Annotated in this window: 23 protein-coding genes; 15 read left to right on the forward strand and 8 right to left on the reverse strand. The window is 64.5% G+C overall.

The window, feature by feature from the left end:
* The first annotated feature begins 12 nt into the window (after positions 1–12).
* The 8 genes from JMJ54_RS11915 to JMJ54_RS11950 all read left to right on the forward strand — a co-directional run bounded on the left by JMJ54_RS11915 (position 13) and on the right by JMJ54_RS11950 (position 8,017).
* Positions 13–1,062 (forward strand): glycosyltransferase family 9 protein, encoded by a 1,050-nt coding sequence (locus JMJ54_RS11915; RefSeq protein ID WP_203538779.1) that lies wholly within the window; start codon positions 13–15, stop codon positions 1,060–1,062.
* Positions 1,063–1,066: 4 nt separating this feature from the next.
* A complete protein-coding gene (locus JMJ54_RS11920; protein ID WP_203538780.1) occupies positions 1,067–2,239 on the forward strand; it encodes an O-antigen ligase family protein in 1,173 nt (390 codons plus the stop codon).
* A complete protein-coding gene (locus tag JMJ54_RS11925; RefSeq protein WP_203538781.1) occupies positions 2,236–3,267 on the forward strand; it encodes a glycosyltransferase family 9 protein in 1,032 nt (343 codons plus the stop codon). The genes JMJ54_RS11920 and JMJ54_RS11925 overlap by 4 nt, the downstream gene beginning before the upstream one ends.
* A 53-nt stretch (positions 3,268–3,320) precedes the next feature.
* Positions 3,321–4,481 carry a homoserine O-succinyltransferase MetX gene (metX, locus tag JMJ54_RS11930; RefSeq protein WP_203538782.1) on the forward strand — a complete coding sequence of 387 codons (1,161 nt, stop codon included), beginning with the start codon at positions 3,321–3,323 and terminating at the stop codon, positions 4,479–4,481.
* Positions 4,478–5,107: a methionine biosynthesis protein MetW gene (metW, locus tag JMJ54_RS11935; protein ID WP_203538783.1), complete on the forward strand. Its 630-nt coding sequence runs from the start codon at positions 4,478–4,480 to the stop codon at positions 5,105–5,107. Before metX ends, metW begins: the two co-directional genes overlap by 4 nt.
* A 1-nt stretch (position 5,108) precedes the next feature.
* Complete coding sequence (locus tag JMJ54_RS11940) at positions 5,109–5,810, forward strand: glycoside hydrolase family 16 protein (protein ID WP_203538784.1); 702 nt, start codon at positions 5,109–5,111, stop codon at positions 5,808–5,810.
* A gap of 31 nt (positions 5,811–5,841) precedes the next feature.
* Complete coding sequence (locus tag JMJ54_RS11945; RefSeq protein ID WP_203538785.1) at positions 5,842–6,804, forward strand: Gfo/Idh/MocA family protein; 963 nt, start codon at positions 5,842–5,844, stop codon at positions 6,802–6,804.
* Positions 6,805–6,883: 79 nt separating this feature from the next.
* A complete protein-coding gene (locus JMJ54_RS11950; protein ID WP_203538786.1) occupies positions 6,884–8,017 on the forward strand; it encodes a M14 family metallopeptidase in 1,134 nt (377 codons plus the stop codon).
* A gap of 6 nt (positions 8,018–8,023) precedes the next feature.
* Here the strand turns inward: JMJ54_RS11950 and JMJ54_RS11955 are convergent, their stop codons facing one another.
* A complete protein-coding gene (locus tag JMJ54_RS11955) occupies positions 8,024–8,251 on the reverse strand; it encodes a hypothetical protein (protein ID WP_203538787.1) in 228 nt (75 codons plus the stop codon).
* A gap of 423 nt (positions 8,252–8,674) precedes the next feature.
* Here JMJ54_RS11955 and JMJ54_RS11960 point away from each other — a divergent pair, with 423 nt between their 5' ends.
* A complete protein-coding gene (locus tag JMJ54_RS11960) occupies positions 8,675–9,811 on the forward strand; it encodes an MFS transporter (RefSeq protein WP_203538788.1) in 1,137 nt (378 codons plus the stop codon).
* Between the two features lie 499 nt (positions 9,812–10,310).
* On the opposite strand, the gene cysK is transcribed toward JMJ54_RS11960, so the two are convergent.
* Positions 10,311–11,243, reverse strand: a complete 933-nt coding sequence (gene cysK, locus JMJ54_RS11965) for a cysteine synthase A (protein WP_203538789.1) — start codon at positions 11,241–11,243, stop codon at positions 10,311–10,313.
* Positions 11,244–11,340: 97 nt separating this feature from the next.
* On the opposite strand from cysK, the gene JMJ54_RS11970 reads away from it, so the two are divergent.
* On the forward strand, positions 11,341–12,555 hold the full coding sequence (locus tag JMJ54_RS11970) for a multifunctional CCA addition/repair protein (RefSeq protein ID WP_203538790.1): 1,215 nt from the start codon (positions 11,341–11,343) through the stop codon (positions 12,553–12,555).
* Here the strand turns inward: JMJ54_RS11970 and JMJ54_RS11975 are convergent.
* The 3 genes from JMJ54_RS11975 to rsmD all read right to left on the reverse strand — a co-directional run bounded on the left by JMJ54_RS11975 (position 12,552) and on the right by rsmD (position 14,676).
* Positions 12,552–13,616, reverse strand: coding sequence for a tetratricopeptide repeat protein (locus JMJ54_RS11975; protein WP_203538791.1), 1,065 nt, complete (start codon positions 13,614–13,616; stop codon positions 12,552–12,554). The two genes, JMJ54_RS11970 and JMJ54_RS11975, sit on opposite strands and share 4 nt — an antisense overlap.
* Positions 13,617–13,773: 157 nt before the next feature.
* Positions 13,774–14,025 (reverse strand): YfhL family 4Fe-4S dicluster ferredoxin, encoded by a 252-nt coding sequence (locus JMJ54_RS11980; RefSeq protein WP_203538792.1) that lies wholly within the window; start codon positions 14,023–14,025, stop codon positions 13,774–13,776.
* A 93-nt stretch (positions 14,026–14,118) separates the two neighbouring features.
* Positions 14,119–14,676 carry a 16S rRNA (guanine(966)-N(2))-methyltransferase RsmD gene (rsmD, locus tag JMJ54_RS11985; protein WP_203538793.1) on the reverse strand — a complete coding sequence of 186 codons (558 nt, stop codon included), beginning with the start codon at positions 14,674–14,676 and terminating at the stop codon, positions 14,119–14,121.
* 67 nt (positions 14,677–14,743) lie between these two features.
* Here rsmD and ftsY point away from each other — a divergent pair, with 67 nt between their 5' ends.
* From ftsY to rpoH, 5 genes are all read left to right on the forward strand, one after another.
* The gene (ftsY, locus tag JMJ54_RS11990) at positions 14,744–15,934 is read left to right on the forward strand and encodes a signal recognition particle-docking protein FtsY (protein ID WP_203538794.1); all 1,191 of its coding nucleotides are present in this window, start codon (positions 14,744–14,746) and stop codon (positions 15,932–15,934) included.
* Between the two features lie 3 nt (positions 15,935–15,937).
* Positions 15,938–16,417: a GNAT family N-acetyltransferase gene (locus JMJ54_RS11995; protein WP_203538795.1), complete on the forward strand. Its 480-nt coding sequence runs from the start codon at positions 15,938–15,940 to the stop codon at positions 16,415–16,417.
* A 46-nt stretch (positions 16,418–16,463) separates the two neighbouring features.
* Positions 16,464–17,117 (forward strand): cell division ATP-binding protein FtsE, encoded by a 654-nt coding sequence (gene ftsE, locus JMJ54_RS12000; RefSeq protein WP_203538796.1) that lies wholly within the window; start codon positions 16,464–16,466, stop codon positions 17,115–17,117.
* A gap of 11 nt (positions 17,118–17,128) precedes the next feature.
* Entirely contained in the window at positions 17,129–18,025 is an 897-nt protein-coding gene (gene ftsX / locus JMJ54_RS12005; protein ID WP_203538797.1) for a permease-like cell division protein FtsX, read from the forward strand.
* A 173-nt stretch (positions 18,026–18,198) separates the two neighbouring features.
* A complete protein-coding gene (gene rpoH, locus JMJ54_RS12010) occupies positions 18,199–19,059 on the forward strand; it encodes an RNA polymerase sigma factor RpoH (RefSeq protein ID WP_203538798.1) in 861 nt (286 codons plus the stop codon).
* A 62-nt stretch (positions 19,060–19,121) separates the two neighbouring features.
* On the opposite strand, the gene queC is transcribed toward rpoH, so the two are convergent.
* Genes queC through queE form a run of 3 tightly spaced genes read right to left on the reverse strand, consistent with a single transcriptional unit; the run spans position 19,122 to position 21,826 of the window.
* Positions 19,122–19,805 (reverse strand): 7-cyano-7-deazaguanine synthase QueC, encoded by a 684-nt coding sequence (queC, locus tag JMJ54_RS12015; RefSeq protein WP_203538799.1) that lies wholly within the window; start codon positions 19,803–19,805, stop codon positions 19,122–19,124.
* The gene (locus JMJ54_RS12020; protein ID WP_203538800.1) at positions 19,802–21,130 is read right to left on the reverse strand and encodes a chloride channel protein; all 1,329 of its coding nucleotides are present in this window, start codon (positions 21,128–21,130) and stop codon (positions 19,802–19,804) included. Before JMJ54_RS12020 ends, queC begins: the two co-directional genes overlap by 4 nt.
* Before the next feature lie 48 nt (positions 21,131–21,178).
* Entirely contained in the window at positions 21,179–21,826 is a 648-nt protein-coding gene (gene queE, locus JMJ54_RS12025; RefSeq protein WP_203538801.1) for a 7-carboxy-7-deazaguanine synthase QueE, read from the reverse strand.
* Positions 21,827–21,860 lie beyond the last annotated feature (34 nt).

Below are 21,860 nucleotides of genomic sequence, written 5' to 3' on the forward strand. Positions count from 1 at the left end.
TCAGGTTTGTTCATGAAACGAGCAGTCAAGTCGGTCATCATGCAGGGCGGTCAGGGCGACGCCATCATGGCCGCGTACGGCATGGCGGCGCTGCACGCGCTCAAGCCGGGCATTTTCGCCGACGACGTGGTCTGTTATCCGCGTTCGCTCGCCGCGCCGCTGATCCAGGCGCTGATGCCGTGGGCCAAGGTGCTGCCGATCGACAAAAGCAACGGCTCGGCGCACCCGCGCTTCTATACCAGTGCCGCGAAGACGACGCTGGGTTCGGCGTACAAGAACTGGTTCGGTCCGGACTGGATCAACAACTTCGCCGAGCGCCGCCGACAGGCGTCGACCGGTTATCAGGCTCCCGGCGGTGTGGCGGGGCTGGCGCGCTGGCTGACCGACAAGCGCCTGATCGGCAACACCCGCTGGCGCCGCGAAGCGCCCGACTACTACGCGATCAAGATGTGGGCGCCGTTGGCCGAGTACCACGGCTTCAGCGAAATCGACCTCGGCCGTGCGCTGTACGCGACGGTCGACGAACTGAAGGCGAACATCGGCAAAGCGCTCGGCGATTACCAATCGTTGCTGCCGGTGCCGACGCTGGCGGTGTTTCCGAGTGGCGCCTCGTTCCAGACGATGCCGCCGGCGTTTCTGGCGCGGCTGGTCGCGGCGCTGCCCGGCGTCGAAGTCCGTGCCTTCTTCGGCCCCGGCGATGCGACCATGGCCGACTACGCCGCACTCGGTATTGCCTGTGAAATCACGCCGACGCTGAATGACGTGCTCTACGTCCTCAGGCACGCGCCGGCGGTGATCACCGTCGACAGCTTCGTCTCGCACCTCGCGCAACTGTTCGCCGACGGCCACATCGCGGCTATGTCGCACGACCTGCCGGTACACACCGTCCACCCGGGCGCGGCCAGCCGGATCGTGTTCAAGGCCATGCCCTGTGTGCCGTGCAACTACCTGCCCAAGGCAGGGCAATGTGCGGCCGGCTTCAAGCGTTGTGGTGTGTACGAACGCGGTGATTACTTCGAACTGATGCTGCGGACGATCCGTGGTGTTGTCTCTGAGGCATGAAGCGATGCGCAATCTGCTCGGCAGCCTCACGCTCACCGCTCTGATCCAAGGGCTGCTTTTCATCTACCTGCCTCTGGCGGCCAATACGGCACTACCCGGCTTGCGTAATACTAGTCTGGGGCTGTTGTTGTTGCTTTCGCTGTACGTGCTGATCCGGCAGCGACCGAAAGTGGACAAGTGCCTGGCAATCAGCGGCATGGGCTATCTGCTGCTGGTGACGGCCTCGTTCCTGACGCTCACCAACATTGGTGCAAGCAGCTCGGAGTTCGTCCGCAGCATGCTGGCGCCGACCGTACTAGCGATGGCGTTGCTGGCTGTCACTAAGGATTTTGACGTCAAGGCGCAGTTGAAGCTGACCGTGCTGGCCTCTGTTTTGACAACGCTGCTGTATGCCTGGTCAATCCACCAGCTATGGGGGGCATTGCAGGCCAATCTGTTTAATCGTGACTACGGCTTTCGCTTTCTTGTTTTCTTGCCGTTCCTGCTATTGGCACTGATCAGCAAGTTGGGGAGGATCTGGACGGGGTTAGCTGCGCTGCTGCTCGTTTTGCAGGTCATCGCGATCGGCTTGATGGGGTTCCGTGGTGCCTGGCTGGGACTGGTTACGGTCGTACTACTGTTTGTTTGGCGGCACCTAACCACCAAGGGTTTGCTGGTGCTGGCAGCGGTTGTGATAGCGGTAGGTGTCGCTTCGGCCAGCCTGACTAAGCAGTTTGCACCGCAAACGTATCAGTATGTCGAGACCAAGTTGCGTCAGACCGACTCCTCCGGTCGTGTGGATTTCCTTTGGAAGCCAACCATTACGATGATCAGAGATACCCCTTTGTTGGGGCACGGCTATGGCAACGCCAATTTCAGCAAGATTTTCGCCGCCGAGGCGCCGAAGCACGATGACTGGCTGTGGAAGGACGCTACCCACCCGCACAACATCTGGCTCGAAGTCGCGTTTGCGACCGGTCTGGTCGGTGCTGCGCTGCTGCTGACCATCATGCTGCGCAGCGGCTGGCTGCTGTGGCAGCGCAGCCGCGAGGGCAATCCGCTGGCCGAGGCGGCCTTGCTCGGTCTGATCGGCTTTTACGGCGTGCTGGGGATGACCGAACCGCTGGCGTGGGCGCCGCTGGGGCTGTTTGCGGGCATTGCGCTGGCGCAGTCGGCACGTTTCGGTGACAGAACATGACCCGCGTACTGCTGATCCGTCGCGACAATATCGGCGACCTGATCCTGACGACCCCGCTGATCGAAGCCCTTGCGGCACAGCCGGGCTGGCGGGTCGACGTGCTGGTCAACAGTTACAACGAGGCGATCCTCGACGGCAATCCGGATGTCGCGCGCGTCTATCGCTACAAGAAGCTGCACCATCGCGACACCGGCGAGTCGGCGTGGCAGGTGATCGCCGAACGCATCCGCACGGTGCTGGCGATCCGCCGCGCGCGTTACGACATCGCCGTTGTCGCCAAGGAAGCATGGGACAAGCGCCCGCTGCAGTGGGCGACCCTGGCCAGGGCCAAACGGATCGTCGCCCTGTGCGACCATGGCCGGCCGGGGCATCCGCGCATTACCGATCTGGTGACCGCGCCCGAATTCGGCAGCGAGCATCTGGTCGAACGCCTGCATCGGCTGCTCGCGCCACTGGGGATCGTGGTGCCACCCGGCCCGTTGCGGCTGTTTGCCGACGAAGCGCAGGTGGCGGGGATGCGTGCGCGTTACGGGCTGGACGGCGCGGTGCCGGTGTACGCCTTGCAGCTCAGCGCACGCAAGCTCAAGCAACGCTGGCCGGTCGAACGCTTTGCCGAGCTGGCGACCCGCATCGCCGCCGCCGGCCCGTGCAAGCTGGTGCTGCTCTGGTCTCCCGGCGCGGCCGACGATCCGCGCCACCCCGGCGATGACGACAAGGCCGCGCAGCTTGTCGCCGCGTGCCCCGGGCTGCCGCTGGTGCCGGTCAGGACGACGTCGCTGGCCGAGCTGAAGGCGGCAATGCAGCTGTGCGATCAGGTGATCACCGCCGACGGCGGGGCGATGCATGTCGCTGCCGGGCTCGGCAAACCGGTGGTCGCGCTGTTCGGCAACAGCAATGCCGCGGCGTGGGCGCCCTGGGGCGTGCCGCACGAAATCTTGCAGACCGAGGCGCGCGACGTGAACACGCTGGGTGCCGAGACCGTGTTCGCTGCACACCGGCGCCTGCTCGAACGCAGCCCCGGCGACTAGCCGGGGGGGCGCCGGGCCGATAGACTCCGTTCTTTAGCCTCCCGTCGCCCGCCATGCCCGACCGCCATTCCGTCGGTATCGTTGCGCCGCAAACCGCGGTCTTCGATGCGCCGATCCAGCTCGCCAGCGGAGCCATCCTGCCGCGCTTCGAGCTGGTGTACGAAACCTACGGCACCCTCAATGCCGACGCCTCCAACGCCATCCTGATCTGCCACGCGCTGTCGGGCCACCATCACGTTGCCGGGCGCCATCAGCCGGACGACAAGGCCGCCGGCTGGTGGGACAACATGATCGGACCGGGCAAGCCGATCGATACCGACCGGTTTTTCGTCATCGGCGTCAACAATCTCGGTGGCTGTCACGGTTCGACCGGGCCGGCGAGCATCGACCCCGGGACCGGCAAACCCTATGGCTCGCGCTTTCCGGTGTTGCTGGTGGCCGACTGGGTGCAGACGCAGGCGATGCTGGCCGACCGGCTCGGCATCCGCCAGTTCGCGGCGATCATCGGCGGCAGCCTTGGCGGCATGCAGGCCTTGCGCTGGTCCATCACCCATCCGGAGCGGGTTCGCCACGCACTGGTGATCGCCTCGGCGCCGAAGCTGACCGCGCAGAACATCGCCTTCAACGATGTCGCGCGTCAGGCCATCATCACCGATCCGGATTTCCACGGCGGCGACTTCTACCAGTTCGACACCGTACCGCGCCGCGGCCTGCGGCTGGCGCGCATGCTCGGCCACATCACCTATCTGTCCGACGACGGCATGGGCGAGAAATTCGGCCGGATGCTGCGCTCGGGCGAGTACAAGTTCGGTTACGACGTCGAGTTCGAGATCGAATCCTACCTGCGCTATCAGGGCGACAAGTTTTCCGACTACTTCGACGCCAACACCTATCTGCTGATGACCAAGGCGCTCGACTATTTCGACCCGGCGCGGCACTACGGCGACGATCTGGCCGAAGCGATGCGGCAGGCGCAGGCGCGTTTTCTGGTCGTGTCGTTCACCACCGACTGGCGCTTTGCCCCCGAGCGCTCGCGCGAGATCGTCAAGGCGCTGCTCGATGCCAAGAAGGACGTCAGCTACGCCGAAATCGAGTCGGCGCACGGCCACGATGCCTTCCTGATGGAGGATGCGCCATACCACGCGCTGATGCGCGGCTATCTGGCGCGCGTCGCCGACGAAGTGAATCCGCTGCCGCAGGAGGCCCGCGCATGAGTACCGCCATCAAGCCGGCCGCCACCGGCGCGCCCGAACTGCGTCCCGACCTCAACCAGATCGGCCACTGGATCGCCCGCGGCTCGCGGGTGCTCGACCTCGGCTGCGGCGACGGCGCGCTGCTGTCATGGCTGGCGACGCACAAGGACGTGCGCGGCTATGGCGTAGAGATCGACGTCGACGGCGTCGTCGCCTGCATCTCGCGCGGCGTCAACGTGATCCAGAGCAACCTCGAGGTCGGGCTGGCGCAGTTCGAGGACGACAGTTTCGACTACGTCGTGCTGTCGCTGACGATCCAGGCGATGCACAACATTGAAGGCATCCTGACCGAAATGGCGCGTGTCGGCCGCACCGGCATCGTCACCTTCCCGAACTTCGGTTACTGGGAAAACCGCTGGCAGATCCTGCAGGGGCGGATGCCGGTGTCCGAGACGATTCCGTACGAGTGGTACAACACGCCGAATATCCACTTCTGCACCGTCAGCGACTTCGATCGGCTATTGATCAAGCTCGGGATGAAGAACACCGGTCGCGTCGTGCTGGCCAACGGCCGTCGTGTAGAGTTCATGCCCAACCTCTTGGGCAATCTGGCGCTGGTGCGCTTCGAGCGCGATTCAAGGAGCTGACATGCGTCGTTGCTGGCTGGCGGTGCTGTGTGCAGTACTGCTGGCCGGCTGCGCCGGGCCGCACATCGGCGAGATGAACTGGTTGTCGCAGCGCCGCCACGGCGGGCCGGGGCCGAACCAGTTCGATCGCGGCAATGTCTGGCACGACGAGCAGGGGCGGATGCATCTGGCCATCGTCAAACGCGGCGGCGAGTGGAGCTGCGCCGAGGCGATGCTGAGCCAGGCACTGGGTTTCGGCCGCTACGAATTCGAGATCGAGAAGCTGCCGGACCTCGGCCCGGACCTTGTGCTCGGTTTCTTCAATTACCCGAGTTATGGCACCGCCATCGACGGGACCAACGAGATCGACATCGAAATCGCCCGCTGGGGCAATCCGGCGCATCCGAACGGCAACTTCACCGTCTGGCCGGCCGATCCGGCGTACAGCAAGCAGCGCGGCCATCACGGTTTCGAAGTCCCGCCGGGCGATGGTCCGGTGCAGTTCCGCTTCGACTGGCAACCGACCGCCATCGATTTCGAAGTGGCTCAGGGCGGGACCGTATTGGCACGCTGGCGCTATGCGCCGGACAATCCGCAGGCGATGATCCCGCAGCGACCGCTGCCGGTAATGATCAATTACTGGCTGTTCGAGGGCCGCAAGCCCAAAGTGAAACCGCCCGAGATCGTCGTCACCGCCTTCCGCTTTACGCCGCGCCCGCGCTAGTCCCGGCACGGCTTCCTTCTGGAGAAACACGATGATCCGTTGGGGCATCCTCGGCTGCGGCAATATCGCCCGCCGTTTTGCGCAGGGCCTGGAGCATGTCGCCGCAGCGACCCTCGCAGCGGTCTGGAACCGCAACACCGGCAAGGCCGACGCTTTCGCCCGCGAGTTCGGCGGCACTGCCTGCGACAGCCTCGAAGGGCTGCTGAACAGTGACATCGACGCGGTCTACATCGCCACACCGCACACCAGCCACGCGCAGCTGGCCATCCACGCGCTGGCTGCCGGCAAGCATGTGCTGTGCGAGAAACCGGCGGCGATCAGCGCGGCCGAATTCGATACCGTGCTCGCCGCCGCACGCCAGCACGGCAAGCTGTTCATGGAGGCGATGAAGCCGCCGTTCTACCCGCTGTACCGCAAGCTGCGCGATCACCTCGCCACCGACCCGATCGGTCCGGTCGGCTTCGTGCGCGCCGGCTTTGCCAATCCCGGCGTGCCGGCGGACCACATGCTGTGGAACCCGGACATGGCCGGCGGCAGCCTGCTCGATATCGGCATCTACAGCGCCTTCCTCGCCGTCGACTGGCTCGGCCCGGTGCAGGAGGTGCAGGTGCTGGGCCGTCTGCACGGTGGCGTCGACAGCTTCGCCAGCGTCAACGTCCGTCACGAGGCCGGCATTGCCCAGCTCTATTGCGGGCTCGATCTCGCCGGCAGCGGCGATGCCCTGCTCGGTGGCCCCGGCGGGCATATCGTGATTCACGAAAAGTGGTGGAACCCGGTTCGCGCGACGATCCAGTACACCGACGGCCGCAAGGTCGAGCTCGAGGCACCGATGAGCGGGAGCGGACTCAACTACGAAACCGCGCATTTCGGTGCGCTGATCGAAGCAGGTCGGCTCGAAAGCCCGATCGTGACCCACGCGCACTCGCGGTCGATGATCGAACTGATCGACGCCGCGCGTGCCGGTCTTGGCGTGGTCTTTCCGTTCGAGGCCTGAGCCCGTGATTACGACCGTTCTGGCCCGGCGGTGCTCCGCGTAAAATCCGGGCCATTCCTCCGGCCTCAGGGAGCCCAGCATGATCCGTATCAGCAGCCATTTCGATTCCGGTGCCATCGACGTCGTCGATGCGAGCGATCCGGCCAATGTCCGCCTGGCGCTGCGGCCCGACAACGCCTCGCCGTTCATGCAGTGGTTCCATTTCCGCCTGTCCGGCGCGAAGGACACCGATTGCGTGCTGAAGCTCGAAAATGCGGCGGCTTCGGCGTACCCGGGCGGCTGGCCCGACTACCATGCGGTGGCGTCGTACGATCGCGAAAACTGGTTCCGCGTGCCGACCGACTACGACGGCCAGACGCTGACGATCCGCCATACGCCAAGGCACGATGCGGTCTGGTTCGCCTATTTCGAACCGTACTCGTGGGAGCGTCACCAGCAGCTGATCGGCGGCGCGCTCGAAGCATCGCCGTGGGTCGAGCTGCTGCCGCTGGGCGTGACGCCGGACGGTCATGATTTCGATGCGCTGAAGATCGGCGTCGACACGCCGGGCAAGCAGAAAGTCTGGCTGATCGCGCGCCAGCATCCGGGCGAATCCATGGCCGAATGGTTCGCCGAAGGCTTTCTCGAAGCGCTGCTCGACACCCAGAACGCGCTCGGCCGCGCGCTGCTGGAAAAAGCGGTGTTCTACGTCGTGCCGAACATGAACCCGGATGGCAGCGTGCGCGGCAACCTGCGCACCAATGCCACGGGCACGAACCTGAACCGCGAGTGGGGTGCGCCGTCGGCCGAACGGAGTCCCGAGGTGCTGTGGGTGCGTGCACTGATGCAGCAGACCGGTGTCGACGTCTTCCTCGACATCCACGGCGACGAATCGATTCCGCACAACTTCGCCTCGGGCTGCGACGACATCCCGTCGTTCTCGGCCAAACAGGCCGAGCTGCAGGCGCTGTTCAACACGGTGTGGCTTGCCGCCAGCCCGGATTTCCAGACGGTGCACGGCTACGAGAACGGCAAGTTCGGCCCGGATACGCTGAAGATCGCGACCAAGTGGGTCGGTGAAACCTTCGGCTGTCTGGCGTACACGATCGAGATGCCGTTCAAGGACACGTTCGACCGGCCGGTGCCCGAGGTCGGCTGGAACGGCGAGCGGTCGCGCCAGTTCGGTGCGTCGGTGCTGGCGCCGCTGTGGGCGGTGGTCAACCGCGCGGGCTGAAAAGGCTCAGACGCGCAGCGAGACCGAGGTCGCGACGGCCGCATCGGTCGCACGGCGGCCTTGGGCACGTCGGTCCTGCCGGCCGCGTGTGTCGAGCAGCGCTTTCTGTGCCTGTTGCCGCCGTTCCTCGCCGTTGCGCCGGTCGTCGCCGCTACGGCGCTCGACGCCGTTCCAGCTGTCACCGGGCGAGCGATAGCGTGATTCTGGCGGCAGGCGTTCCTCGTGGACCAGCACCCGGGGGGCCGGGTCGGTACGCAGAACGGGGTGCTCGTATCCGAGCGGTGAGACGGCGGCGACCACGACAAGCGTCCTTCAGGATGATTTGCAGTCAATATCGACTGGAAATGCCGCAACTTGATGGCAAGCCCGCCCGGCGGCGCCGGGCGGTGCGAAATGGACCTGCAGAACGGTCGTGCAGCACCCCTGTGAGCCGCACACTCGGCTTGACGCCCTCGATGACTGTTGCGGATGCGACACCCAATGAACAATTGCCACTACTTCGGCATCAAGTAGATTATAGTTTTGCGCCCAAACAATTACAGACGATGGTTGATTTGTCGTCAGTCAAGTGAGTGTTTAACCATGTCTAATGCTTCAAGTTCATTGGGTATTGCTGACTCCTCAAGGTTTCCGCTTCTAAGTAAACAGATCGTCGCAATGCTGCTTTTCTCCAGCGCGAATGCAGCAATCAATCCGTATAAAAATATCTTCGGTATCGACGTAATCGGCGTGACCGAGATTTACTACAGCCTGGTTATTTTGTTCTCAGGGCTGATCATCACCTTCGCCAGCATTTATTTCGGCGTAAAGGCGGACAAAAATGGAAGCTTTGTCAAATATATCCTGATCTGCAGCGCATGCGGATTCGCTGGCAACATCGCCGTTTTTCTCTGGCCAAATCCATACACCTATTTTCTGGCGACGTGCCTTTTACTGCCGATTTTCTGCGTGCTCAATTCGCTGATTTTCAGCTATGCGACAGTCAGACGGACTGCCGCCCGAGAAAGCAGCCGTGGTGACGAAAATGCCCTGTTGCGCTCGACTTACTCGATGGGGTACGTGCTGACACTTGGGCTGATTGGCGTACTGGCCCTTCCCAAAAAAGAGCTGATTTTCATTTGGCTGTTTTCTGGCGTCATGAGCCTCTTGATCTTTGCGATCTACTTCAAAGAGCAGCCTTCTAACGAAGCTTTCAAGTCAGCGAGTGCTTCTGCGCCTGTTTCTCAAGTATTCAACAAAGCGAACATTTTCAAGCTGGTGGGCGTTTCACTGATTGCCAGCATGCTGTTCACACTGGATGCAACGGCACCATTGATTCTCGTCAATCAAGCGGGTGGTGAGTATTCAAGCATTGGCCTGTTCGAAGCAGGCATTGCCATATTTGAAATATTTTTCATATTCTTCTGGTCCCGAGTGGCGCAGAAAAGGAAAGTCTCCAGCGTGATAATTTGGGGTGCCCTCCTGTTTTCACTTGCCATGCTGTTGTTTTCGATGACACGTAATCTCGTCCATATCTACTTTTTGATTCCATTGCTTGCATTGGGAGCCGCTTGCCTGATTAGTATCCCCATCGGTTTTCTGCAATCTCTGGCCAAAGACAGACCGGGTATCGGTGGGTCCTTGCTTTCCATTTCATTCTTTGTTTCATCGTCTGTTTCGTCCGTGGTTTATTTTCTGGGTACCTATTTCTTTGACATCACGCGAACCATCTCCATCTCGGTAGGCGTTGGCCTACTGGGTGTCATCATTCTTTTTCGTTCGGAAAAAATAAATAACGGAAAGAAGCATGAATAATTCATGCCTCATCGGAGGCGGGCTCTCCGGTTTCGAATTCGCGCTTCATTTGGCAGGCCGATGGCGATGAGGTAGCGCTGACGCTGCGTATTGACGCGTCGGCGGTTGAGGCACTATCGGGAGTCGGGCAATGAGCGCACCGAGCTGTTGGCGCAGCCCGATTCGCCGGTCACGTCGCGCAAGCTGGCGTCCGAGCCGGTCGGGCTTGCTGTGGCCGATGCGCTGTCGAATGAACAAGCGGCTGGGTTGGCCGCCATGACCGATGGCACTTGAAGTGCAGGATCAAGACGACTTCAGCGCCATCAGTCTGCCGAATGATGATGTCCTGCGCCGCCCATGGCCGGATGTACCCGCACGTCTCGCTCAGGTTCCCTGCCATGGCGCTGACCTCGCCAAAACCAACCCCCACGCCACCGTGAATTGGCCACTGCCTGCCATGACCGCTGACCCGCAGAAAGTCCGGCATGGCAGGTTCGTGGGTTAATCATCCACCTGATTTCTAGTCGGTCAGGCCTTCGAACAGCTTGGTCGACAGATAACGTTCGCCGAACGACGGGATGATGACCGCAATCAGCTTGCCGGCGTTTTCCGGGCGCTTGGCGACCTGGATCGCTGCCCACGTTGCCGCACCGGCCGAGATGCCGCAGAGGATGCCTTCCTGCGTCGCCATGGCCTTGGCGGTCGCGAAGGCGTCGTCGTTGGTCACGCGGATCACTTCGTCGTAAGCGTGGGTGTTCAGCACGGCCGGGACGAAACCGGCGCCGATGCCCTGGATCGGGTGCGGGCCCTTGGCGCCGCCCGACAGGACCGGGCTGGCGTCCGGCTCGATCGCGATCGCCTGGAACGACGGCTTGCGCGCCTTGATCACTTCGGACACGCCGGTGATCGTGCCGCCGGTGCCGACGCCGGCGATCAGGATGTCGATCTGGCCGTCGGTGTCGTTCCACAGCTCCTCGGCCGTGGTCTTGCGGTGGATTTCCGGGTTGGCCGGGTTCTCGAACTGCTGCGGCATGAAGTGGTTGGCATTGGCGTCGACGATGGCCTTGGCCTTGGCGATCGCGCCGCCCATGCCGTCCGGCCCCGGGGTCAGCACCAGTTCGGCGCCGTAGCCGCGCAGCAGCGCACGGCGTTCCTTCGACATCGTTTCCGGCATCGTCAGCACCAGCTTGTAGCCGCGCGCCGCACACACCATGGCCAGACCGATGCCGGTATTGCCCGACGTCGGTTCGACGATGGTCGTGTCGGCGTTGATCACGCCGGCGGCTTCGGCGGCGTCGATCATGCTCACGGCGATCCGGTCCTTCACCGAATGGCTGGGGTTCATGTATTCGAGCTTGGCGACGATGGTGGCGCCGCAGCCGGCGGTGACACGGTTGAGTTTGACGAGCGGCGTGTTGCCGATCAGCGCGGTGACGTCGTTGGCGATCTTCATGGCGGTGTTCCTGTCTCAAGGAGTAACCTGAAGATTGTAGCCGCAGCCTGTCAGCTCGTTACAATTGAAGGCTTCAAAGCTTAGAACCCCGGACACTATGCAGATCTACAAAGTCGGCGGCGCCGTGCGTGACCGCCTGCTTGGCCTGCCGGTCAAGGACGTCGACTGGGTCGTCGTCGGCGCCACCGCCGATGAAATGGCGGCGCAGGGCTACCGTGCGGTCGGCAAGGATTTCCCGGTCTTCCTGCACCCGCAGACGAACGAGGAATACGCGCTGGCGCGCACCGAGCGCAAGGCCGGCCATGGCTACAAGGGCTTCACCGTCTTCGCCGAACCGAGTGTGACGCTGGAGGAAGACCTGGCGCGGCGCGACCTGACGATCAATGCGATCGCCGAGGACGAGCACGGCGCGCTGATCGATCCGTATCACGGCCAGGCCGACCTGCAGGCAAGGCGGTTGCGTCACGTATCGCCGGCCTTTGTCGAAGATCCGGTGCGCATCCTGCGGCTGGCCCGTTTTGCCGCCCGCTTCGATTTTGCCGTTGTGCCGGAAACGATGGACCTGATGCGGCAGATGGTGGCCGATGGCGAGGTCGACCATCTGGTGGCCGAGCGTGTCTGGCAGGAGTTTGCCAAGGGTCTGATGTGCCATACGCCGAGCCGGATGTTCGCGGTGCTTTGCGAGTGCGGCGCACTCGCGCGGATCGCACCCGAGCTCGATGCACTGTGGGGCGTGCCGCAACGCGCAGACTACCATCCGGAAGTTGATACCGGTGTGCACGTGATGATGGTGCTCGACTACGCCGCCGCGCAGCGCTGGCCGTTGACGACGCGCTTCGCCGCACTGTGCCACGATCTTGGCAAGCCGCTGACACCGGGCGACGTGCTGCCGAGCCACTACGGCCACGAAGGCGCCGGCGTGAAGGTCGTCGAGGCCCTGTGTGAGCGGCTGCGCGTGCCGGCCGACTGCCGCGATCTGGCGGTGATGGTCTGTCGCGACCACACCCACGTGCACCGGGCGAAAGAGCTGCGGGCCGATACCACGCTGGATCTGTTCACCCGTTGCGATGCGTTCCGCAAGCCGGCGCGGTTCGACGAGTTCCTCGATGCTTGTCTGGCCGATGCGCGTGGCCGGCTGCACTTCGAGGATTGCGACTACCCGCAGCCGGACTGGCTGCGGCTGCAGCTCGCTGCGGCCAATACCGTCAACGCCGGTGAAATTGCCCAGGGCTGTAGCGACAAGGCGCAGATTCCGCATGCGGTGCGCACGGCGCGGATCCGCGCGATCGAGGCGGTCAGGCGGACCGGCTAACGGGCTTCCAGCGCGGCAATCCGTGCACCGAGCTGGGCGATGGCGTCGGGCCGGTCGGCAGCGTTGTCGCGCTGCTCGAGCTGTGCCATCAGCGTGAAATGCCGTTGCCAGTACGCGAATTCGCCATGGGTGTCGCCGATGTCGGCACAGGCACGTGCGAGCGCGGCCTGACACTGGGCCTCGAGATAAGGGGCGCCGAGGCTGATCGCGCCGTCGAGCGCGCGACGCAGATAGTGGTCGGCCGCGTGCGGCTGGGCCAGATCGAGGCAGGTTTCACCGAGCGCCACCAGATTGACGACCTTGCCCCAGTAGTTGTGGGCGCTGCCGTTCAGCGACAGCGAACGCTCGAACTGCTGCCTCGCTTCGCCCAGTCGGCCTTGGCGCTTGAGCAGGTAGCCGCGGTAGTAGTACAGCTCGGGTTCGAACTCGCAGAATCCCAGCCGTGGCAGCAAGGCTTCGGCGGTGGCGAGTTCGGCAACGGTCGCATCGTCGTCGCCGCAGCGGTAATGGTGGGCGGCGATATTGATGTGCAGGCCGAAACGGATGTCGAGCCGATCGATGTCCGGCAGTTCGCGCTCGGCCTTGGCGAGCATCGCCGCTGCGGGCTCCGGTGCGATCAGCATGAAGTAGAGCTTGGCCATGCCGAGATAGCCGAGCAGCCGGGCCAGTGCGGGACCGCCTGCCAGACCGCGCTCGAGCAGCGCCAGCCAGTGGGCTTCGGCCTCTTGGTAGCTGCCGCTGCCGTAGCGGACTTCGGCGGCGATATGGGTCGCCTCGCTCCACAACAGCGGATCACCGAGCGTGTCGGCCAGTTCGGCTGCCGCGACGCAGGCCGGATGGGCCTCGGCGCAATCGGGCATGGCAAACGCCGCGCGGGCGGCCTGCATCCATGCGCGTGCTTCGCCGGCCCGGTAGGCGATGGCCTGTGCGCGCTGCCGCGACTGGGTGGCAAGCAACAGGGCTTCGGCCGGTTGGGAGTGCGTCAGCGTGGCGGCGACGGCAAGGGTCTGGTCTATTTCTGCGCGGAGGTTGAACACGCGCGCGGGCAGGGGAGCCGACATGAAAGGAAACAAGAAAACCGGACAGGCCGATCATAGAGACCGGCCGGTCGGGGGTAAACGGCTGCTCCGGACCGGTGTGCGATTCGTGCGACTGATGGCCGGTTGCGCGCCATGAAAAAAGCCGCGCAGTGCGCGGCTTTTTTCGGCTGGCCGGAACTCAGGCGTTGCCCGAGATCACCAGGTATTTCTGCATCAGGACTTCCTTCGACTCCTCGTGTTCCGGGTCGAGCGGAATACAGTCGACCGGACAGACCTGCTGGCATTGCGGTTCGTCGTAATGGCCGACGCACTCGGTGCACAGGTTCGGATCGATCTCGTAGATTTCTTCGCCCTGCGAGATCGCGCTGTTCGGGCATTCCGGTTCACAGACGTCGCAATTGATGCATTCGTCGGTAATCATCAACGACATGGTGCGGTTCTTCCGTTTAGAAAATCACATAAAAACAAGAGCTTTGCGCAATTGTCCCACTTTGGACGGCGCAGGACAATGCTGCGTGAATGGTCACGCGGGTGTCAGCAAGCGGTAGTGGACGGTGCCGGCACGCCCTTCGCGCAGCACGGCCCAGCCGGCCAGTCCGGCTTCAAGGCGGGACCAGTCGGCGGTTTCGGCGTAGACGCGGGCGTCGGGCGCCAGTCGAGGCAGCAAGGCCGTCAGCGTCGGCAACAGCAGATCGCTGGCATACGGCGGGTCGACGAAAGCGATATCGAAAGTGTCGCTGCTGCGCGCCAGCCAGCTGGCCGCGTCGGCCTGGACCAGTTCGATCCGGTCGAGCTTGAGCGTGGTCCGGTTGGCGGCGAGTGCTGCGTGCACCGGCTTGGATTTTTCGATCATCACTACATGTGCGGCATTGCGCGACGCCGCCTCGAAACCGAGCGCGCCACTGCCGGCGAACAGGTCGAGGCAGCGCTTGCCGGTCAGGTCCTGGCCGAGCCAGTTGAACAGTGTTTCGCGGACGCGGTCGGGCGTCGGGCGCAGGCCGTCACCGTCGGGAAAATGCACGATGCGGCGGCGGCATTCGCCACCGATGATGCGGAGCTGGTTTTTCTGCTGGGCTGCCATGGGGTCGAAGCGTTAAAATCGCGGCAAATCAAGCATTTTCCGCCAATCAGGGCCAATTTCAAAACCCATGTTCAGTTTCTTCCGCAAGAAAAAGCCGGCCGAGGCGACGCCCGAACCGCAAGCGCAGCCCGTTCCGGCACCCGTCGAGGCGCCGGTGGCCCCGCAGCCCGCGTCCGTCGAAGCCGCCGCACCGCAGTTCGTCGACAGCCCCGCGCCCGTCGCACCAGCGCAGGAGCTTGCAGCGCCGGCTGTGGCGCCTGTCGCTGAATCCGTCGCGTCGATCGAACCGGCCGCGAGTGCGCCGGTCGTTGCGCAGCCGGCTCCTGTCGCCCAGCCGCAGGACAAACCCAGACTGTCGTGGGCCGAACGGCTCAAGGCCGGGCTGGCCAAGACGCGCGACAAGCTCGGCAAGAACCTCGCCGGCCTGTTCGGCGGTGGCAAGATCGACGAGGAACTGTACGAAGAGCTGGAAACCGTCCTGCTGACCGCCGACATGGGCGTCAACGCGACGACCCACCTGCTCGACGACGTGCGCGAGCGCGTGTCGCTGAAGGGACTGAAGGATTCGCTCGAGCTGAAGGGCGCGCTGAAGGACAGCCTGAACATGCTGATCGGCCCGCTCGAAGTGCCGCTCAGCCTCGAAGGCCACAAGCCCTTCATTCTGATGGTCGCCGGCGTCAACGGTGCCGGCAAGACCACCAGCATCGGCAAGCTGGCCAAGTACTTCCAGTCGCAAGGCAAGAGCGTGCTGCTCGCTGCCGGCGACACTTTCCGCGCTGCGGCGCGCGAGCAGCTGGTCGTCTGGGGCGAGCGCAACGGCGTTCAGGTGATCGCGCAGGAGTCCGGCGATGCCGCAGCGGTGGCGTTCGACGCGGTCAACGCAGCCAAGGCGCGTGGCGTCGATGTGGTCATCGTCGATACCGCCGGCCGTCTGCCGACGCAGCTGCACCTGATGGAAGAGATCAAGAAGGTCAAACGCGTGGTGCAGAAGGCCGATCCGACCGGCCCGCACGAAATCATGCTGGTGCTCGACGCCAATACCGGCCAGAACGCGCTGTCTCAGGTGAAGGCCTTCGACGATGCGCTCGATCTGACCGGCCTGGTGCTGACCAAGCTCGACGGCACCGCCAAGGGCGGCGTGATCGCGGCGATCGCGCGCGAACGCAGCATTCCGCTGCGCTTCGTCGGCGTCGGCGAGAGCATCGATGACCTGCGCCCCTTCGTGGCGCGCGACTACGTCGACGCGCTGTTCGACTGATCGATGAGCCTGCCGACGCTGCTCACGCCCCGGCTGATCCTGCGCCCGTTCGGCGACGGTGATGCCGGTGTGCTGGCAGCGCTGCCGCTGCCCGGTGGCACTGCGGGCTATCTGCGTGAACTGCGACGCGGCGAGCTGTTCGGCGGTGCGACCGGAATGGCGATCTGCCGTCGCAGCGACCGGCAAACCGTCGGCTGCGTCGGCGCGCGGTTCGAGCGTGACGAAGCGCATGTCGGGCTGTGGCTGCTGCCGGCGGCCTGTGGCAACGGCTTTGGCGTCGAGGCCGGTCGTGCCTTCATCGACCGGCTGTTCACGCAACATTCGCCGCGCGTCCTGCTGGCCCGGACCTTGCGGTCCGATGGTGCGGCGGCGCGGGTACTGACCCGGCTGGGCTTCGATCTCGATACCAGCGGCGACGTGCAGCTAGGCTGGCGTCTGCGCCGGCTCAGCTGGTCGGTTGCGCAGACCTCGGGCGGCCTGTGAGCGCCTTCTTCCGTTCAGACTCCGTGATCCTTTCCAAGGCGGACCGATGATCCAATTCCAGCAAGTGACCAAACGCTATCCCGGCGGACTCGAAGCGCTCAAGGGCCTGAGCATGGACATCCAGCCGGGCGAGCTCGTCTTCCTCGCCGGCCACTCGGGCGCCGGCAAGTCGACGCTGCTCAAGCTTATTGCCGGCATCGAGAAACCGACTGCCGGTACCGTGCTCGTCAACGGCCAGAACCTCGCGCGCGCGTCGCGCGGCAGCCTGCCCTACGTGCGGCGCCATTTCGGGCTGATCTTCCAGGACCACAAGATACTGTTCGACCGTTCGGTGTACGACAACGTCAAGCTGCCGCTCGACATCATCGGCTTCGACGGCCGCGAGGTGAAACGCCGGGTACTGGCGGCGCTCGACAAGGTCGGGCTGTCGGGCAAGGAAAAGCTCAATCCGATCGCGCTGTCGGGCGGCGAGCAGCAGCGGCTGTGCATCGCCCGTGCCGTCGTGCACCGACCCGCCATCCTGCTGGCCGACGAACCGACCGCCAATCTCGACCGCGACTATGCGCACGACATCCTCGAGCTGTTCAAGTCCTTCCACCAGGTCGGCGTGACGCTGGTGATCTCGGCGCACGACGAAACGCTGATGGCCGATTACGGCCGGCGCATCCTGCGGCTGAAAAACGGCCAGTTCAGCGCTTAAGGGAAAAACTGATGAAACACTGGTTCCGCCTGCACGGCCTTGCCCTGTCCCGCACTGTTGGCGCGCTGTTGCGCCATCCGGTCGCGACCCTGCTGCATCTGGCGGTGATCGGCCTTGTCGCCAGCCTGCCGCTCGGCCTGTATCTGCTGCTTTCGAGCGTCGCCGGCGTGACGTCGAAGATGCCGGTCGAGCCGCAGCTGACGGTCTTCCTCAAGCCCGAGGCCGACGTCGGCGCGCTGCGCGCGCAGCTCGCCAGGGACGGCCGGCTGGCGCAGACGCGCTTCGTGCCGAAGGACGAGGCGCTGAAGTCGATGGAAGCCGCCATCGGTAGCGGCGACCTGCTCGCCGGCCTGCCGGACAATCCGCTGCCCGACGCTTTCGTGCTGACCGCCCGGCGTGACGTGCCCGCGGCCGAGCTGACCCGGCTGGAACAAACGCTGTTGACCGATCCCGGCGTCGATACCGTGCAGCTCGATTCGGCATGGGCGGCGCGGCTCGAGAAGGCGATCGCACTCGGCCGCCATGCGCTGCAGGTCGTCGTGCTGCTGCTGGCAGTGGCGCTGGTGCTGGTCACCGGCAACGCCATCCGCATGCAGATCCTGACCCGGCGCGAGGAAATCGAGGTCGCCAAGCTGATCGGCGCAACCGACAGCTTCATCCGCCGGCCGTTCCATTACAGCGCGGCAATCCAGGGGGTACTCGGCGGGCTGGTCGGCTGCGGCATCGCCGCCGGGGCGATCACCTGGCTGAATCCGGCGGTCGGCGAGCTGGCCGCCGCCTACGGCCAGCCCTTCCTGCTGGCGTTGCCGGGGCCGGTCGAGCTTGCTGCCGTCTGCGTGACGACGATGCTGCTGTGCCTGCTCGGTGCGTGGTTTGCCGTCTGGCGTCATCTGCGCCGCTATCGCTGAGTACGACGACGTCATAGCTTCAGGCAATGGGCATGATTGGCATAATTGCCGTGCGCATCGGTACATCCCGTGCTTGAATCTGTGGAACCCGAAGCAGACTTAGCACTCAAATGATACGAGTGCTAATATCATGAACGTTGCTTGTGTAACGTCAGCAAGACAGGAGTGAACGAATGGGGAACAGCCTTGCCCTGCCGGTGATCACCGGCGGTGACAGCATTGAAAGTTACATCCATCGTGTCAACGCGATTCCGATGTTGAGCGTCGAGGAAGAGGTCGAACTCGCCACGCGCCTGCAGAAGGAAAGCGATCTCGAGGCCGCCGGGCGCCTGGTGATGAGCCACCTGCGCGTCGTGGTGTCGATCGCGCGCGGCTACGCCGGTTACGGCCTGCCGCAGGCGGACCTGATCCAGGAAGGCAACATCGGCCTGATGAAGGCGGTCAAACGCTTCGAGCCCGATCGTGGCGTGCGGCTGTTCTCGTTCGCCGTGCACTGGATCAAGGCCGAAATCCACGAATACATCCTGCGCAACTGGCGTCTGGTCCGCATCGCGACGACCAAGGCGCAGCGCAAGCTCTTCTTCAACCTGCGCTCGATGAAGTCGAGCTTTGCCGCGCTGACGCATGCGCAGGCCAAGGAAATCGCCGACGACCTCGGCGTGAAGCCGGAAGAAGTGCTGGAAATGGAAACGCGGATGACCGGCCAGGACATCGCGCTGATGGCCGATCACGACGACGACGAGGGCGGTTTCGCCCCGATCGACTGGCTGGCCGACCATGACGCGGAGCCAACCCGGCAGATCGAACGTCGTGCCGCCGACCGTCTGCAGTCCGACGGCCTGCGCGAAGCGCTCGAAACGCTCGACGAGCGCAGCCGTCGCATTGTCGAAACACGCTGGCTGGCCGATGAAGGCAAGGGTCTGACGCTGCACGAACTCGCCGCCGAATACAGCGTTTCGGCCGAGCGGATCCGCCAGATCGAGGTCAAGGCGCTGCAGAAGATGCGCTCGGCGCTGTTGCCGGTCGCCGCGTAAACGATGCGCTTCAACAAAAAGGGCACCTTCGGGTGCCCTTTTTGTTTTGCCTCGCGGCCGGATCAGACCGGCCGGTAGCGCGTCGGATCGGTCACACCGGCTGCGGTAAAGCCTTCACGGCGCAGCCGGCAGGCATCGCAGACGCCGCAGGCACGGCCGTCGTCGTCGGCCTGATAGCAGGTCACGGTCAGGCCGTAATCGACACCGAGCCGGGCGCCGGTCCGGATGATGTCGCCCTTGGACAGGTCGATCAGCGGCGTGTGGATCGTCAGCGGCGACCCTTCGACGCCGGTGCGCGTCGCCAGCCGCGCCATCGCCTGATAGGCGGCGATGTAGTCGGGACGGCAGTCGGGATAGCCCGAGTAGTCCACGGCGTTGACGCCGATGAAGATGTCGTCGCTCTTCAGGACTTCGGCCCAGGCCAGCGCGTAAGACAGCAGGATGGTGTTGCGTGCCGGGACGTAGGTCAGCGGGATCTCGCCTTCCTTGGGTGCCTCCTCGGGCACGGCGATGCTGGCGTCGGTCAGGGCCGAACCGCCGAAGGCAGCCAGGTCGATCGTGACGACACGGTGGGCTGCTGCGCCGAGCGCCTTGGTGACGCGTTCGGCGGCTTTCAGCTCGGCATTGTGGCGCTGGCCGTAATTGAACGACAGGCAGTAGGGTGCAAAGCCCTGATCCCTGGCGATCGCCAGGCAGGTCGCGGAATCGAGGCCGCCCGAGAGCAGGATGACGGCGGGTTTGCTCATTTGTGGTGCTCCAGTACCGGTTTCGGCGCGACGGCGGCGAGCGCGCGTTCGGCGAGATCGTGATAGAAATTGGTCTTGAAGATGCGGGCGACGGTCGACGCGATCATCGCGGTGGCCATGATCGAGATCACCATCTCGTGGCCGTCGGTCATTTCCATCAGGATGAAGGACGCCGTCAGCGGCGCGCGCGTTACCGCGGCCAGCACCGCCGTCATGCCGATCGCGACCAGCTTGATGTGCAGTTCCGGCCCTACCAGCGGCTGGAACCAGCTGCCGAGGCCGGCGCCGAGCGACAGCGACGGCGCGAAGATGCCGCCGGGCAGACCGGTCAGATAGGTCGACAGCAGGCCGACGAACTTCAGCGGCAGGTAGTACCACGCCAGCGTGGCCTCGCCGGCGACGACCTTGCTGGTGACCTCGGCGCCGCTGCCGAAGATCGGCGCGGCCAGACCGCAGACGGCGATCAGCAGGCCGCAGCAGGCGACAAACAGGTAGGGGCGGGTGGCGCGAACCAGCTGGACGCGCGCCGGCAGCCAGCGGTTCGGGTTGACGCACAGCCACGAAAACGCGCCGCCGACGAGACCGCCGGCAATCGAGATCAGCAGCAGCGGCGGCAGGATGCTGACACTGAAGCCGGGCGCCTTGATGTGGCCGAAATAGGTGTAGCTGCCGAGGAAGGCCAGCGAGACGACGCCCGAGAGGATGACCGCGCCGAGGATCTTGCCGCTGGTGCGTTCCTCGACCGAGCGCGCCAGTTCTTCGAACGCAAAGACGATGCCGGCGAGCGGCGTGTTGAACGCCGCGGCAATCCCGGCGGCGCCGCCGGCGAGGATCAGCTGGCGCCGGAATGCCGCATCGCCGAGCGGAAACAGCCGGCGGCAGGCGTACATGATGCTGGCGCCGATCTGCACCGTCGGTCCTTCGCGACCAAGCACGAAGCCCGAGCCGAGGCCGGCGACGATGCAGACGAACTTGGTTGCGGCGAGCTTGAGGTTGACGAGCTTGTTGGCGATTTCGGGCCGGTCGGCGACATGCAGCGCCGCCATCGCCTGCTGGATGCCGCTACCTTCGGCACCGGGGCCGACGCGGCGCATCAGCCAGACGATGGCCATGCCGCCGAGCGGCAGCGAGATGAACGGCCACCAGAACCAGCGGGTGGTCAGGCTGTCGAAACCGGCAAATGCCCATTCGGCGGCCTTGGCGAGCATCACCGCGAGTACGCCGACGGCGGCCGCGCCGACCCACAGCGCGATCGTACCGCGGCTGCGCTGCGGCAGATGGCGCAACCGGACCAGCCAGCGCTTCAGGGTCATTTTGAGGATCATGGGGCCTCCGGGGCGTGCATTGAGGATAGCCGAGCAATCCCTTGGCGCTCAGACGCCGGGCTTTTCGCCCCAGAGAATCTTGTGCAGCTGCACCTGCATCCGCACCGGCAAATGGTCTTCGAGTACCCACGCGGCCAGATCGGCCGGCGGCAGCGTTTCCCATACGGGCGAGAATAACACTGGGGCAAGGTCATTGACCTTGCGCTGGCGCACGAGATCGCGTGCCCACTCGTAGTCGGCGCGGTCGCACAGCACGAATTTGACTTCGTCCTTCGGCGTCAGCGCGGCGAGGTTGTCCCAGTGCATTTTCTCCAGCTCGCCCGAACCCGGCGTCTTGATGTCGAGGATGCGCGAGACGCGCGGGTCGACATCGGCAATCGGCAGCGCGCCGCTGGTTTCGAGGCTGACGTCGTAACCGGCGTCGCACAGCGCGGTCAGGAAGGCGAGGCTGTGCTTCTGCGCCAGCGGCTCGCCGCCGGTCACGCAGACCGTTCGGGCGCCGTGGCGGGCCACTTCGGCGAGAATCTCGTCGAAGCCCATGGTCTTGCCGCCGTGGAAGGCGTAAGCGCTGTCGCAGTAGCCACAGCGCAGCGGACAGCCGGTGAGGCGGACGAACACGGTGGGCAGGCCGAGACGGCTGGTCTCGCCCTGCAGCGAATAGAAGATCTCGGTGATCCGGAGCGATGCAGGATTCATGATGGTTCCGTACCGGATTCACAATCCGGTGGTG

This window comes from Jeongeupia naejangsanensis (genome assembly GCF_016865585.1).
GTDB classification, from domain to species: Bacteria; Pseudomonadota; Gammaproteobacteria; order Burkholderiales; family Chitinibacteraceae; genus Jeongeupia; species Jeongeupia naejangsanensis.